Origin of the sequence: Streptomyces sp. LUP47B, from assembly GCF_001746295.1 — a bacterium.
In the GTDB taxonomy this organism is placed as follows: Bacteria; Actinomycetota; Actinomycetes; order Streptomycetales; family Streptomycetaceae; genus Streptomyces.
Genome location: NZ_MJAH01000006.1, coordinates 776,272 through 790,299, shown reverse-complemented (window position 1 = coordinate 790,299; position 14,028 = coordinate 776,272). Strand labels below are relative to the sequence as shown.

Here is a 14,028-nt window from a genome sequence, read left to right as displayed (position 1 = left end):
TAGCGGAAGCAGCGACGCACGTGACGTCGGCAGGCACCACCCGGGAGGTCCCCATGCCCGAACTGCGTGTCGTGGCCGTCTCGAATGACGGCACACGGCTGGTGCTGAAGGCTGCCGACTCAACGGAGTACACGCTTCCGATCGACGAGCGGCTGCGCGCAGCGGTGCGCGGCGACCGTCCGCGCCTCGGCCAGATCGAGATCGAGGTCGAAAGCCATCTCCGTCCCCGCGACATCCAGGCGCGTATACGCGCAGGTGCCACCGCGGAAGAGGTAGCCCAGCTCGCAGGTATCCCCGTAGACCGTGTACGGCGCTTCGAGGGCCCTGTGCTCGCCGAGCGCGCCTTCATGGCCGAACGAGCCCGCAAGACTCCGGTCCGCCGGCCCGGCGAGAACGCCGGTCCGCAGCTCGGCGAGGCCGTCCAGGAGCGGCTGTTGCTGCGCGGTGCCGAGAAGGACACCGTCCAGTGGGACTCGTGGCGTCGTGACGACGGCACCTGGGAGGTGCTGCTGGTCTACTGCGTCGCGGGCGAACCCCACTCGGCGAGCTGGACCTACGACCCGCCCCGGCGGCTCGTCCAGGCCGTCGACGAGGAGGCGCGCTCGCTGATCGGCGAGTCCGAGGACCTCGGCGCGCCGGAGCCCAGCTTTCCGTTCGTGCCGCGTATCGCACGGCTGCCGCGCGACCGTCCGCTGGACCGTGCCCTCGACCGGCCGAGCCTGCCCCCGGCCGAGCCCGTCGAGGAGACGGTCGCCGAACGGGACTCACTGACCAGCCTGTTGGAGGCCGTACCGAGTTTCCGGGGCGACATGGTCGTACCGGAGCGGCCGTCCGAGCCGGCGACCGCCGAGGAGACTCCCGATCCGGAGCCCGAGGTGGAGGAGCCGCCCGCTCCCGCGGCCTCGGCCGGTTCCGCCTACGCGGACGTCCTCATGCCGCGTTCGGTGGCCAGCCACCGCGACCGCCTCGTCGGCGCGACCGACCGTCAGGCCGAGGCGGACGGCGTCCGTCCGGGCCGCAGAGCGGCGGTCCCGAGCTGGGACGAGATCGTGTTCGGGACGCGGAGGAAGAAGCAGGAGTAGTCGCTCGTACGAGGAAGAGGGCCGCGCTCACCGAGTGCGGCCCTTTCTCGTGCTCCGGACAGGGGCGGGCTACTGGGGATCCGGTCCCACGGCGACCGGGCGCTCCGGGTCCGAGGACCACTCCGACCAGGAGCCGACGTACAGCGCCGCGGGGATGCCCGCGACCGCCAGGGCCAGGACCTCGTGGGCGCCGGACACGCCCGAACCGCAGTAGACACCGACCTCGGTGTCGTCGCCGGCACCGAGGGCCTTGAAGCGGGCGTTGAGCTCCTCCGCGGGCAGGAAGCGGCCGCCCGGACCGACGTTGTCCGTGGTGGGCGCGGACCGGGCGCCCGGGATGTGGCCGCCGACGCGGTCGATCGGCTCCACCTCACCGCGGTACCGCTCCCCCGCGCGTGCGTCCAGCAGCACCCCCGCGCGGGCCAGCGCCGCGGCCGCGTCGGCGTCGAGGAGACCGGCCGCCGCGGGCACCGGCTGGAAGTCGCCCTCGGCAAGCGCCGGACCCGGCACGGAGGACTGCAGCGGCCCCTGCCAGGACGTCAACCCGCCGTCGAGGACTCGCACATCCGGGTGACCTGTCCAGCGCAGCAGCCACCACGCGCGGGCGGCCGCCCAGCCCTGTCCGCCGTCGTACACGACCACCGGCCTGCCCGAGCAGACACCGGCCCGGCGCATCGCAGCGCCGAACTCGGCGAGGTCGGGCAGCGGGTGCCGCCCGCCGGAGCCGGCCGGACCGGCCAACTCCCGGTCCAGGTCCACGTAGACCGCGCCCGGGAGGTGCCCGGCCGCGTACTCGGCCCGGCCGTCGAAGGGCGGCTCACCGGCCGCCTTGGCCACGCTCAACTGCCAGCGGACGTCGAGCAGGACGGGCGGGTTCGGGCCCGCCAGGTCGCTCGCGAGTTCGGATGCGGAGATGATGGCGTTCATGGCCACCATCCTTGCGCACGGGGTGGCCGCGTCGTCCAGCTCCGGCTACTGTGCTCCGCCGGACAGGCCCGATCACGAGGCGTACGGGACCGGGCACATGCTGTACCGCCGATCGACACCCGTCGGCCATCGCGTGGCAACGGTCAGGAAGCCGCGCGGCAGGCACCCTCCTGGCACGGGTGGCCTCGCGGCGGCGTGCCCGGAGCGCGCGGCACCGCGGGTGGTGCGAGCATCGGCACGGAGGTCCGGACCACGGACACGACACGGCCACCGCGAGGGGCCGAGGAGAGAGTGACGATGACCGAGGCAAGGGGGTCGGCCGCCCCGCCCGCTCGGCACACGCCCGGTACGCCCTGCTGGGTGAGTCTGATGGTGCACGGGATGGCCGCGACCCAGGAGTTCTACGGATCGCTGTTCGGCTGGGAGTTCGTGCCGGGCCCGCAGCAGCTCGGGCCCTATGTGCGGGCCCTCTTGGACGGCCAGGAGGTCGCCGGGATCGGCCAGCTGCCGCCCGACCGCCATCTTCCGGTGGCATGGACGCCCTACCTCGCCTCGGACGACATCGACCTGACCGCCGAAACGGTACGGCTGTGCGGCGGCACGGTGGGAGTGGGACCGCTGGACGCAGGCGACGCCGGGCGGCTGGTGATCGGCTCCGACCCTTCCGGGGCCGTCTTCGGGGTGTGGCAGGCGGCGGCGCATCTCGGCACGTCCGTCGCGGGCGTACCGGGCACTCCCGCCTGGCACGAGCTGCTCACCTTCGAGACGGTGAGCGTCGCCAAGTTCTACGAGACGGTGTTCGGCTACGAGGAGGAGCCGGTGGTCTCCGCCGACTTCGACTACGTCACCCTGCACGCCGGCGGCCGTCCGGTCGCCGGACTTCACGGCGTCGGCCACACTCTTCCCCGGGACCGGGGGCCGCACTGGATGACCTACTTCGAGGTGGCCGACGCGACCGCCTCCACCCGCCTCCTCACCGACCTCGGCGGCCACGTCCTGCACCCACCGCACGACAGCCCGCACGGCCGTGTGGCCACGGTGGCGGATCCGGAGGGGGCACGGTTCGCGCTGATCGAGGACCCGCGCTGAGGCCCGGTGCGGTCGAGAGTTGCGCGGACCGGCCCTGACCACGTCAGGTCAGAAGTGGGCCCCCGCCGACGGGACCGGCAGCACGTCCGGGGACAGCGCGGCCGCGCGGGCCGTCCCCGCGGTCATACGGCGGCGGTGGTGCCGGCGGCACAGGACCTCGTAGCCGATGTCGTCGGCCTGGTTGACGTCCCCGACGACGACCTGGGCACCCTCGACGACCATCTCGCCGTTGACCGTACGGGCGTTGTGCGTGGCCCGGGCGCCGCACCAGCACAGTGCCTCCACCTGGAGGACCTCGACCCGGTCGGCCAGCTCCACCAGGCGCTGGGAGCCCGGGAACAGCTTGGAGCGGAAGTCGGTCGTGATGCCGAAGGCGTAGACGTCGAGGTCCAGGTCGTCGACCACACGGGCCAGTTGGTCGATCTGCTCCGGCGTGAGGAACTGCGCCTCGTCCGCGATCACGTAGTCCGCCCGGCCGCCCTGGGAGAGGTGGTCGACGAGGTAGACGTAGAGGTCCTGGCCGTCCTCGACCTCGACCGCGTCCGTGACCAGACCGAGCCGCGAGGACAGCTTGCCCTCGCCCGCCCGGTCGTCCCGGGTGAAGATGATGCCCGTCAGGCCACGCGCCGAACGGTTGTGCTCGATCTGGAGAGCCAGTGTGGACTTCCCGCAGTCCATGGTTCCGGAGAAGAACACCAGCTCGGGCATGGGAGGTCGAGCACCTTTCGGTTTCTGCGGTGGATGGGGCCGGGTCGGTTTCAGGAGCGTACTTCGAGCAGCGGGACAAGCTGCTCGGCGGGGGTCATCGAACCGTGGTTCCCGACCATGGACGACTCCTTCGGCTCCCGCTCGGAGGCGATGAGGAGCACGTCGTCGCGGGCGGCGGCGACCACGTCGCCGATGCGGTCGTACACCCGCTCGTCGCACTGGTCCGGCGGCCCGAACCAGCCCGCGGCGATCGCCTCGTCGCGTGAGGCGACCCAGAACTGCTCGCCGAGGACCTCGCGCCAGCAGGTCAGGACGTCACCCGCGGCGCCCGGCACCGCGTAGACATGGCGGGCGCGGCCCTCGCCGCCCAACAGGGCGACCCCCGCGCGCAGTTCCCAGTCCTCGTCGAAGTCGAAGCGGTGCTGCTCGTCGAAGGGAATGTCGATCATGCCGTGGTCGGCGGTGACGTACAGCGCGCTGTTCGGGGGCAGTTGCTCGGCGAGACGCTGGACCAGGCGGTCGACGTACATCAGCTGGCCGCGCCAGGTGTCGGAGTCGACGCCGAAGCGGTGGCCCGCGCCGTCGACCTCGGAGTAGTACGTATACACCAACGAGCGATCGCCACCAGCGAGTTGCTCGGCCGCGAGGTCCATGCGGTCCTCGCCGGACAACCGGCCGTGGAACGTGCCGCCGCTGAGCGCGACCTTGGTCAGCGGAGTGTTCTGGAAGGTCGGCGAGGAGACCTGGGCCGCGTGCACGCCGGCCTGGTCGGCGAGTTGGAAGACTGTGGGGTACGGCTGCCAGACCTGCGGCTTGGTCCACGGCTGCCAGCGCAGCTGGTTCATCAGCTCGCCGGTGGCCGGGTTGCGCACGGTGTAGCCGGGCAGGCCGTGGGCTCCGGGCGGGCGGCCGGTGCCGACGGAGGCGAGGGAGGTCGCGGTGGTCGCCGGGTAGCCGGTGGTCAGGGGGCGGCCGGTGCCGCCGCGCGAGCTGGCCAGCAGGGAGGTCATGAAGGGCGCCTCGTCCGGGTGCGCCTTCAGCTGCTCCCAGCCCAGGCCGTCGATCAGGAACACGCAGTTCCGGTCGGCGGGGGTGAGCTCGGAGATCGCGGCGGTCGTGCCCGGTACGCCCATGCCGGCGGCGAGGGTGGGCAGCAGGTCGGCGAGGGAGCCGGTGCCGTACTCGGGGACGGGCGCGGTGTCGAGGGCGAGGGGTTCCGGGTGGTCCCAGGCGGCGGGCTGCGCCATCAGCGGGTGACGTCCGCGGTCGCCTCGGAGATGGCCTGGGCGAAGGCGAGCGCCTGACGCACGGTGTCCGGGCCGTCCCCCGCCTCGCTGACGCGCAGGCTGAGGTCGTCCGCCGTGGAGCTGCCGGTGTAGCCGTGGTCCGCCTCGCAGTTGGGGTCGCCGCACGCGGCGGGCTCCAGGTCGATGCGGGAGACGGCGCCCCAGCCGATGGTCAGCACGACCTCGCGGGGCAGGCTGCCCGGCTGGTACTGCTCCGGGTTGGCGACGACCCGGCTGACCACGACCGACGAGATCCGGCCGAGCTTCACGGACTCCGTGGAGGTGGTGGCGTACGGCGTCGGGGACGTGCTGTCGGCGGCCTGCTCGTCGGTGTGGCTGACAATGAAGCGGTTGCCGGTGAGGACGAGCACGGTCACGTGCCGCCGCACCTCGTTCTGGTCGAACGTCGTCTCCTGGTGGACCAGGTACGACCGGATGGGCTCGCCGCCCAGCGCGGACTCCACCGCCTCGGCCACGAGGGCCGGGTAGTAGCCGCTGCGCTCGATCGCCGTTCGCAGCCCCTGGGTCGTCGTACTGGTCTTGGCCATGACGTCCATCCTACGGGGGCGCACTGACTGCGAGGCACCGCTCGCCGCTGCTCAGTACGCGGGAAGTGTCCGCGGGCCGAGGTCGTCGCGGGCGGGCGGCGGCGCGAGCCGCACGGAGGCGCCGAGCACGCTCAGACCGCGCGGGGCGACGACGACCGGCTCCAGGGTGACCGCGACGACCTCGGGATGGTCGTCGACCAGCCGGGACACCCGCAGCAGGAGTTCCTCCAGCGCCGGTGTGTCCACCGGGGTGGAACCCCGCCAGCCGAAGAGGAGCGGTGCGGTCCGGATCGAGCGGACGAGGGTCGCCGCCTCCCGGTCGGTGACCGGAACCAGCCGGTGCGCGGTGTCGCCGAGCAGCTGCGAGGCGGCCCCGGCGAGCCCGAAGGACAGCACGGCGCCGGCGGCGGGGTCGATGACGGCCCGGATCACGGTGTCCACCCCGCGCGGGGCCATCCCCTGCACCACGGGCCGCAGTTCGTCGGGGGTGCCGAACAACTCGGTCAGCTCGGCGTACGCCCGCCGCAGCTGCTCCTCGTCGGCGAGATCGAGGCGTACGCCGCCGAGGTCGGCGCGGTGACGCAGGTGCGGGGCGGTGGCCTTGAGGGCGACCGGGTAGCCGAGGGCGGCGGCGGCCCGGACGGCCGCGTCGGCGGTGGTGGCGGGCAGGGCGCGGTGGACCTGGATGCCGTACATGGCGAGCAGCTCGCAGGTCTCCTCGCTGCCGAGGGTGAGGCCCTGCCCGCGCGTGAGCAGGCCGTCGATCAGGGCGGCGGCGCCCTTCTCGTCGATGGCCGCGTCGATGGACTCGGGCACCTTGCCGGGTTCGGCGGCCTCCCGGCGCCACTGGGCGTACTGCACGGCGTCGGCCAGGGCCCGCACCGCGCGCTCGGCGGCGGGGTAGGCGGGGATGAGGCGGTCGCTGTTCCCGGGGGCGGGCTGTTCCGCGGGGGCCGGAGTGGCGCGCAGCCGGTCCAGGGCGCGGAACGGGTGGTCGGGGCGGATCGCCGGCGGACCCGCGGCGGCCTGCGGCGCGGTGCTGGTCGCCGCGGACAGGGCCTCCGCGAGGCCGCCGAGCTCGACGTGGACCACGAGGACCGGCTTGCCGGGGACCTGCTCCGCCGCGGACCTGAGCGCCTCGGCGAGCGCGGCGTCGCCTGCCGATCCCTCGCCGACCGTCGGGATGGCGGTCACGATCACCGCGTCGCACGAGTCGTCGGCCAACGCGCGCGCGAGGGCCGCGTGGAAGTCCTCCGGCGCGGCTGCCGTGGTGAGGTCCAGCGGGGTCGACGGCCGGAGACCTTCGGCCACGCACGCGTCGTAGGTGAGCAGGCCGAGCGACTCGGAGTTGCCGAGGATCGCGACGTCGGGGCCGGTGGGCAGCGGCTGGCGGGCGAGCAGCAGGCCGGTGTCCACCAGTTCGGTGATGGTGTCGACCCGGATCACGCCGGCCTGCCGCAGCAGCGCCGAGACCGTGGCGTGCGGCAGTCGCGTCGCGCGAACGGCGTGGCCCTGCGGGGCGGTGCCCGCGCCCTGCACCACGACCAGGGGCTTGGCGGCCGCCGTACGCCTGGCGAGGCGGGTGAACTTGCGGGGGTTGCCGATGGACTCCAGGTACATGAGGACGACGTCGGTGTCCGGGTCGTCGTACCAGTACTGCAGGACGTCGTTGCCGGAGACGTCCGCGCGGTTGCCGGCGGAGACGAAGGTGGAGACGCCGGTCACGCCGGTGACGCCGGCGCCGCGGCGGTGCAGCCGGGAGAGCAGGGCGATGCCGATGGCGCCGGACTGGGCGAACAGGCCGATCCGGCCGGGGCGGGGTGTCTCGGGGGCCAGCGAGGCGTTCAGCCGGACCTGGGGGGAGGTGTTGATGATCCCGAAGGCGTTCGGGCCGATGATCCGCATGCCGTACGCGCGCGCGTGCCGCACGAGTTCCCGCTGGCGCTCGCGTCCGTCGGGGCCGCTTTCGGCGTACCCGGCGGAGAGCACGACGAGTCCCTGCACGCCGTGTGCCCCGCACTCGGCGACGACCTCGTGGACGTGCTCGGCCGGCACGGCGACGACCGCGAGGTCGACGGGGCCGTCGATGTCGCGCACCGAGCGGTGCGCGGGGATGCCGTCGAGTTCCTTCTGCTCGTCGGGGAACGCCTTGTTCACGGCGTACAGGCGGCCGTTGAACCCGTAGTCCCGGATGTTGCCGAGCACGCTGCGGCCCACCCCGCCGGGGGTGCGGCCGACACCGACGACGGCGACCGAACCGGGGGTGAGCAGCCGCTGCACGGACCGCGACTCCGCGCGCTGCTCGCGCGCGTACTGCACGGCGAGCGAGCGGTCGGTGGGCTCCAGGTCGAACTCCAGGCGTACGACGCCGTCCTCGAAGCTGCGCTTCTGGGTGTACCCGGCGTCGGTGAACACTTTGATCATCTTGACGTTGGCGGGCAGCACCTCGGCGGCGAAGCGCCGGATGCCGCGCTCGCGCGCGACCGCCCCGATGTGTTCGAGGAGGGCGGAGGCCACGCCGCGTCCCTGGTGGGCGTCCTGGACCAGGAAGGCTACCTCGGCCTCGTCGGCAGGGGCGGCGGCGGGCATGCCGTCGGTGCCGATGCGGTCGTAGCGTACGGTGGCGATGAACTCGCCGCCGACCGTGGCGGCGAGCCCCACCCGGTCCACAAAGTCGTGGTGCGTGAAGCGGTGGACGTCCTTGGCGGACAGGCGAGGGTAGGGCGCGAAGAAGCGGTAGTACTTCGACTCGTCCGAGACCTGCTCGTAGAAGCTGACCAGGCGATCGGCGTCGTCGACGGTGATGGGCCTGATGCGCGCGGTGCCGCCGTCGCGCAGCACCACGTCGGCCTCCCAGTGGGCGGGATACTCGTGCCGGTCCGACGCGCTCTGCATGGGCCCCAGAGTACGGCTCGCGTACGACAACGGCGCGAGGCAGTCTGTGGAGAACGCGCGAGAACGCACAAGGACGCACGTCGGGCCGAGGCCGCGGTCCGACCACTGCCCCCGGAGGGACTTCGGGTCCTGTCCGGAGGCGCTTCACGTGTGGGAAACTGGTCTAGACAACCCTGAACACCGAAGGGCAGCATCACATGGCTGAGCGCCGCGTCAACGTCGGCTGGGCCGAGGGCCTTCACGCCCGCCCCGCTTCCATCTTCGTCCGGGCCACCACGGCCGCAGGTATCCCGGTGACGATCGCCAAGGCCGACGGCAACCCCGTCAACGCGGCCTCCATGCTGGCCGTTCTCGGCCTGGGGGCGCAGGGCGGCGAGGAGGTCGTCCTCGCCTCCGACGCCGAGGGCGCGGACGCGGCCCTCGACCGCCTCGCGAAGCTGGTCGCCGAGGGGCTCGAGGAGCTTCCCGAGACCGTCTGAGGGAAGGTGCCTTAAAAAGCATCGAGGGGCTCGTCCGAATTACCGGGCGGGCCCTTCGCATTTCCCTTTTACGGGCAGCAGAAATACTCCCCCTCGAATTAGCCTCTCTTTGTATACGGCGCCCGTGTTAATGCCGCAGACCTGTCACGTTTACAGGATGTTGCGAGGTCCTCACACGGTCCGTGCGGTCCTGCCCGGAGGCGAACCGCAGCCGGTGCACGGCGCCCGAGCGCTCGGTGTGCAGTGCCGTGATCGCCCGCGCGCGCTCGCCGTCCCCGCGCGCCACCGCGTCCACGATCGCGCCGTGTTCGGCCCAGGACTCCGCGGGGTTGGCCGGCGCGTCCACGACGTACATCCAGGCGATCTTGTGCCGCAGCTGGGTCAGCATCGAGGTCAGCGCGGGGCTGCCGGAGGCCTGGGCGAGCGTCTCGTGGAACCAGCCCCCCAGAGAGCGCAGATCCTCGCTGTTGCCCCGCCTGGCCCGCTCCTGGCCCAGCCTGACCAGGCCGCGCAGCACCTTCAGATGGGCCTCGGTGCGGCGCTGGGCGGCCCGCGAGGCGCCGAGCGGCTCGAGGAGCATCCGCATCTCCAGGACGTCGGCGCCCTCCTGCTCGGTCGGTTCGGCCACGCACGCGCCCGCGTGCCGGCGCGTCACCACGAAGCCCTCGGCCTCCAGCGTGCGCAGGGCCTCCCGGACCGGGACACGGGAGACGCCGTAGCGGCGGGCGAGCAGTTCCTCGGTGAGCCGGCTGCCGCGCTCGTAGACACCGGCGACGATGTCGTCCCGGATCGCCGTGCATACCGAGTGCGCCGGAATACGCATGTCCGACCTCCATCTTAATCCCCGTGAAACGTCGCCGATTGACGTGTGTTCAGTGACTCTATTGCAATGAACGGGAATTTCCGACGGCGGACCGGAATCCGAGGATATTTTTTGGACAACGGGGCCGCGGAAACGACGAAACCCCGGCTCGGGAGAGCCGGGGCCTCGCGGAGATCGCGCGGTGGGTCGTCAGACGTTCACGCCGTGCGAGCGCAGGTAGGCGACGGGGTCGATGTCCGAGCCGTACTCGGCGGTGGTGCGCGCCTCGAAGTGCAGGTGCGGCCCGGTGACGTTGCCGGTCGCGCCGGACAGTCCGATCTGCTGGCCCGGGGTGACCGACTGGCCGACCGAGACGCCGATGGACGACAGGTGGCCGTACTGGGTGTACGTGCCGTCGGCCATCCTGATCACGATCTCGTTGCCGTACGACCCGCCCCAGCCGGTCTCCACGACGGTGCCGCGGCCGACCGCGTGCACGGAGGTGCCGCTCGCGGCGTGGAAGTCGATACCGGTGTGGCTGCCGGACGACCACAGGGAGCCGCCGGTCTTGTAGCCGGTGGACACGTAGGAGCCGGAGATCGGGGCGACGAAGCGGTTGAGGCGCTTGCGCTCGGCCTCGCGGGCGGCGCGCTCCTTGGCCTCGCGTATCTCCTTGGCGCGCGCCTCGGCCTTGCGCTTGGCCTCAGCCGCCGCCTTCTTCTGCGCGGCGGCCTGCGCCTGGGCCTCGGCCTGGGCGTCGAGCTGGTCGGCGAGGGAGTCGCCGACGCTGACGACGGGCATGAGACCGGTCTGCTCGACGGAGTTGTCGGCGGCGAGGGCCGGGGCGGCGAGGGTGCCGATGACGCCGGTGGTGGCGAGGGCCGCGACGCCCGCCGCGCGGGCGGTGGTGCGCTTCATGCGGCTGGGACGACGGTGCTTCCCGGTGGCGCAGGTGAACGCCATGTGGTGGCTGGTCCTTTCCTTCCTTCTCGCCTACCGGGTTAGCTGACGGGTTCGGAGCAGGAAGGTCTCCTACGGACCCCCTCGCGGTGCGCGCGGGCGTCCGATTCACCCCAGGGACTTGTGGTTGGGTCCCCGGCTCCCCTGGCTCGCGCCATGCGGGGACTCGGCGATGGCTGCCCGGTGCCGCGGACGCGGCGCAGTGCCTGACGGACAGCCCAGAGGACGCTAAGCGGGGCCACTTTCAATCCCCAAACCGATGACGGCTTTTGTAGCGCATCCCACAGGGCAGACAGGCAACCTCCTGCCCAATTCGGACATCCAGGGGCCCTGGTGACGCTTGCGTCACCAGGGCCCCTGAGGTCGGATTCCTCTACTCGGCCGTCACGACCTTGACTTCGCCGATGCCGAGGGCCTCCACGGGCTCCTTGATGGCGGCGGCGTCGCCGACCAGGACCGTCACCAGCCGGTCCACCGGGAAGGCGTTCACCACGGCCGCGGTGGCCTCGACGGTGCCGGTCGCGGCGAGCTGCTGGTACAGGGTCGCCTGGTAGTCGTCCGGCAGGTGCTGCTCGACCTGGTCGGCCAGCGTGCTCGCCACGGCCGCCGCGGTCTCGTACTTGAGCGGCGCCACACCGACGAGGTTCTGGACGGCGACATCGCGCTCGGCGTCGGTGAGGCCGCCTTCGGCGAGCGTGCGCAGCACCTTCCACAGGTCGTCCAGGGCGGGACCGGTGTTCGGGGTGTCGACGGAGCCGCTGATGGCGAGCATCGAGGCGCCCGAACCGTCCGGAGCGGACCGGAGGACCTGCCCGAACGAGCGCACACCGTAGGTGTAGCCCTTCTCCTCGCGCAGGACGCGGTCCAGGCGGGAGGTGAGGGTGCCGCCGAGGCAGTACGTGCCGAGCACCTGCGCGGGCCACACGCGTGCGTGCCGGTCGGCGCCGATACGGCCGATCAGCAGCTGTGTCTGGACGGCGCCGGGGCGGTCCACGATGACGACCCGGCCGGTGTCGTCGGCGGTCACCGGCGGTACCGGCCGCGGTCGGCCCGTGGAGCCGGTCCAGGAACCGAGGGTGTCGCCGAGCAGGGCGTCCAGGTCGATGCCAGTGAGGTCACCGACCACCACGGCGGTCGCGGTGGCGGGGCGCACGTGCTTCTCGTAGAAGCCGCGCACGGCCGCGGAGTCGATGTTCTCGACCGTCTCCTCGGTGCCCTGGCGCGGGCGCGACATGCGCGAGTCGGCCGGGAACAGCTCCCTGGAGAGCTCCTTGGCGGCGCGGCGGGACGGGTTGGCCAGCTCGTGCGGGATCTCGTCCAGGCGGTTGCGGACGAGCCGCTCGATCTCGCTGTCCGCGAACGCTGGCGCCCTGAGCGCGTCGGCCAGCAGACCGAGCGCCTTGGCGAGGCGGGAGGCGGGCACTTCGAGGCTGAGGCGGACGCCCGGGTGGTCGGCGTGCGCGTCGAGCGTGGCGCCGCAGCGCTCCAGCTCTGCGGCGAACTCCTCGGCGGAGTGCTTGTCGGTGCCCTCGGAGAAGGCGCGCGCCATGATCGTGGCGACGCCGTCCAGGCCCGCCGGCTCGGCGTCCAGGGGTGCGTCCAGGAGCACCTCGACGGCGACGACCTGCTGGCCGGGGCGGTGGCAGCGCAGGAGGGTGAGGCCGTTGTCGAGCGTCCCGCGCTCGGGGGCGGGGAAGGCCCAGACCTTGGGCTCGCCCGCCTGCGGCTGCGGGTGGAACTCCATCGCGGCGAGCTCGGTCACTTGGCCGCCTCCTCGTTCTCGTCGGTGGCTTCCACGGTGGCCGCGGACTCCGGGTCTTCGGCACCCTCGGCGTCCTCGGCGCTCTGGGCGATCTCGGCCGGGGCGGTGGGCTCGTAGACGAGCACCGCGCGGTTGTCGGGGCGCAGCTTGGCCTTGGCGACCTCCTGCACCTCCTCGGCGCTCACCTCCAGGACGCGCTGTACGGCGGTCAGGGCGAGCTGCGGGTCGCCGAACAGAACGGCGAAGCGGCACAGTTCGTCGGCGCGGCCCGCGACCGTGCCGAGCCGGTCCAGCCACTCGCGTTCCAACTGGGCCTGGGCGCGTTCCATTTCCTCGGCAGTGGGGCCCTCCTCGGCGAACCGGGCGAGCTCCTCGTCGATGGCGGCCTCGATGACCGGCACCTCGACGTCGCCGGAGGTCTTCACGTCGAGCCAGCCGAGGGAGGGCGCACCGGCCAGGCGCAGCAGGCCGAAGCCGGCCGCGACGGCCGTACGGTCGCGCCGTACGAGCCGGTTGTACAGGCGGGACGACTCGCCGCCGCCCAGGACGGTGAGGGCGAGGTCGGCCGCGTCGCACGCGCGCGTGCCGTCGTGCGGAAGCCGGTAGGCCGCCATCAGGGCGCGTGCCGGGACCTCTTCCTCGACGACCTCGCGCAGCTGCTCGCCGATCGTCTCGGGCAGGGAACCGTCGCGGGGCGCGGGCTTGCCGTCGTGCGACTTGATGGAGCCGAAGTACTTCTCGATCCAGGCGAGCGTCTGCTCCGGGTCGATGTCGCCGACGACCGACAGAACGGCGTTGCCCGGCGCGTAGTACGTGCGGAAGAACGCGCGCGCGTCCTCCAGCGTGGCCGCGTCCAGGTCGGCCATCGAGCCGATCGGGGTGTGGTGGTAGGGGTGGCCCTCCGGGTAGGCGAGGGCGGTGAGCTTCTCGAAGGCCGTGCCGTACGGGACGTTGTCGTAGCGCTGGCGTCGCTCGTTCTTGACGACGTCCCGCTGGTTCTCCATGGACTCGTCGTCGAGGGCGGCGAGCAGGGAGCCCATGCGGTCGGCCTCCAGCCAGAGGGCGAGCTCCAGCTGGTGGGTGGGCATGGTCTCGAAGTAGTTGGTCCGCTCGAAGCTGGTGGTGCCGTTGAGCGAGCCGCCCGCGCCCTGGACGAGCTCGAAGTGCCCGTTGCCCTGCACCTGCTTCGAGCCCTGGAACATCAAGTGCTCGAAAAGGTGAGCCAGACCGGTACGTCCCTTGACCTCATGGCGTGAGCCGACGTCGTACCAGAGGCACACCGCCGCGACCGGGGTCAGGTGGTCCTCGGAGAGCACCACGCGCAGGCCGTTGGCCAGGCGGTGCTCCGTCGCTGTCAGGCCCCCGGTGCCTGCCTGGTCTGTGGCCGTGTGACCCATGGGCATGTACGTCCCTTCGATCGCGGTCGCGGTCGTGGAAAACCGCGGTTGTCCTGCCGGTCCTGCCACTGTATGCAAGCGTGCGGACCCTCG

The 14,028-nt window shown here is 72.4% G+C and carries 12 protein-coding genes and 1 riboswitch; of the genes, 3 read left to right on the top strand and 9 right to left on the bottom strand.

What is annotated here, in order from left to right; genetic code table 11:
• The first annotated feature begins 53 nt into the window (after window positions 1–53).
• Window positions 54–1,082 carry a septation protein SepH gene (gene sepH, locus BFN33_RS21640; protein ID WP_069761718.1) on the top strand — a complete coding sequence of 343 codons (1,029 nt, stop codon included), beginning with the start codon at window positions 54–56 and terminating at the stop codon, window positions 1,080–1,082.
• A gap of 69 nt (window positions 1,083–1,151) precedes the next feature.
• On the opposite strand, the gene BFN33_RS21635 is transcribed toward sepH, so the two are convergent.
• Window positions 1,152–2,009: a sulfurtransferase gene (locus BFN33_RS21635; RefSeq protein ID WP_069761717.1), complete on the bottom strand. Its 858-nt coding sequence runs from the start codon at window positions 2,007–2,009 to the stop codon at window positions 1,152–1,154.
• 297 nt (window positions 2,010–2,306) lie between these two features.
• On the opposite strand from BFN33_RS21635, the gene BFN33_RS21630 reads away from it, so the two are divergent.
• A complete protein-coding gene (locus tag BFN33_RS21630; RefSeq protein WP_069761716.1) occupies window positions 2,307–3,098 on the top strand; it encodes a VOC family protein in 792 nt (263 codons plus the stop codon).
• A 48-nt stretch (window positions 3,099–3,146) separates the two neighbouring features.
• Here BFN33_RS21630 and BFN33_RS21625 read toward each other — a convergent pair whose 3' ends face one another.
• The 4 genes from BFN33_RS21625 to BFN33_RS21610 are packed head-to-tail and all read right to left on the bottom strand — an operon-like array spanning window position 3,147 to window position 8,535.
• Entirely contained in the window at window positions 3,147–3,806 is a 660-nt protein-coding gene (locus BFN33_RS21625; RefSeq protein WP_069761715.1) for a thymidine kinase, read from the bottom strand.
• Window positions 3,807–3,856: 50 nt separating this feature from the next.
• Window positions 3,857–5,053, bottom strand: a complete 1,197-nt coding sequence (locus BFN33_RS21620; RefSeq protein ID WP_069761714.1) for an alkaline phosphatase family protein — start codon at window positions 5,051–5,053, stop codon at window positions 3,857–3,859.
• A complete protein-coding gene (locus BFN33_RS21615) occupies window positions 5,053–5,649 on the bottom strand; it encodes a DUF5998 family protein (protein WP_079140915.1) in 597 nt (198 codons plus the stop codon). The genes BFN33_RS21620 and BFN33_RS21615 overlap by 1 nt, the downstream gene beginning before the upstream one ends.
• A 42-nt stretch (window positions 5,650–5,691) precedes the next feature.
• Complete coding sequence (locus BFN33_RS21610) at window positions 5,692–8,535, bottom strand: bifunctional GNAT family N-acetyltransferase/acetate--CoA ligase family protein (protein WP_069761712.1); 2,844 nt, start codon at window positions 8,533–8,535, stop codon at window positions 5,692–5,694.
• Window positions 8,536–8,732: 197 nt separating this feature from the next.
• Between BFN33_RS21610 and BFN33_RS21605 the strand changes: the two genes are divergently transcribed.
• Window positions 8,733–9,014 (top strand): HPr family phosphocarrier protein, encoded by a 282-nt coding sequence (locus BFN33_RS21605; protein WP_069761711.1) that lies wholly within the window; start codon window positions 8,733–8,735, stop codon window positions 9,012–9,014.
• Between the two features lie 127 nt (window positions 9,015–9,141).
• On the opposite strand, the gene BFN33_RS21600 is transcribed toward BFN33_RS21605, so the two are convergent.
• The 4 genes from BFN33_RS21600 to BFN33_RS21585 all read right to left on the bottom strand — a co-directional run bounded on the left by BFN33_RS21600 (window position 9,142) and on the right by BFN33_RS21585 (window position 13,935).
• Window positions 9,142–9,837: a GntR family transcriptional regulator gene (locus BFN33_RS21600; RefSeq protein WP_057611288.1), complete on the bottom strand. Its 696-nt coding sequence runs from the start codon at window positions 9,835–9,837 to the stop codon at window positions 9,142–9,144.
• 189 nt (window positions 9,838–10,026) lie between these two features.
• Window positions 10,027–10,779 carry a M23 family metallopeptidase gene (locus BFN33_RS21595; protein ID WP_069761710.1) on the bottom strand — a complete coding sequence of 251 codons (753 nt, stop codon included), beginning with the start codon at window positions 10,777–10,779 and terminating at the stop codon, window positions 10,027–10,029.
• A gap of 13 nt (window positions 10,780–10,792) precedes the next feature.
• Window positions 10,793–10,958, bottom strand: a riboswitch (cyclic di-AMP (ydaO/yuaA leader).
• Window positions 10,959–11,149: 191 nt separating this feature from the next.
• On the bottom strand, window positions 11,150–12,538 hold the full coding sequence (locus tag BFN33_RS21590) for a pitrilysin family protein (RefSeq protein WP_069761709.1): 1,389 nt from the start codon (window positions 12,536–12,538) through the stop codon (window positions 11,150–11,152).
• Window positions 12,535–13,935: a pitrilysin family protein gene (locus BFN33_RS21585; RefSeq protein WP_079140914.1), complete on the bottom strand. Its 1,401-nt coding sequence runs from the start codon at window positions 13,933–13,935 to the stop codon at window positions 12,535–12,537. Before BFN33_RS21585 ends, BFN33_RS21590 begins: the two co-directional genes overlap by 4 nt.
• Between the last annotated feature and the right edge of the window lie 93 nt (window positions 13,936–14,028).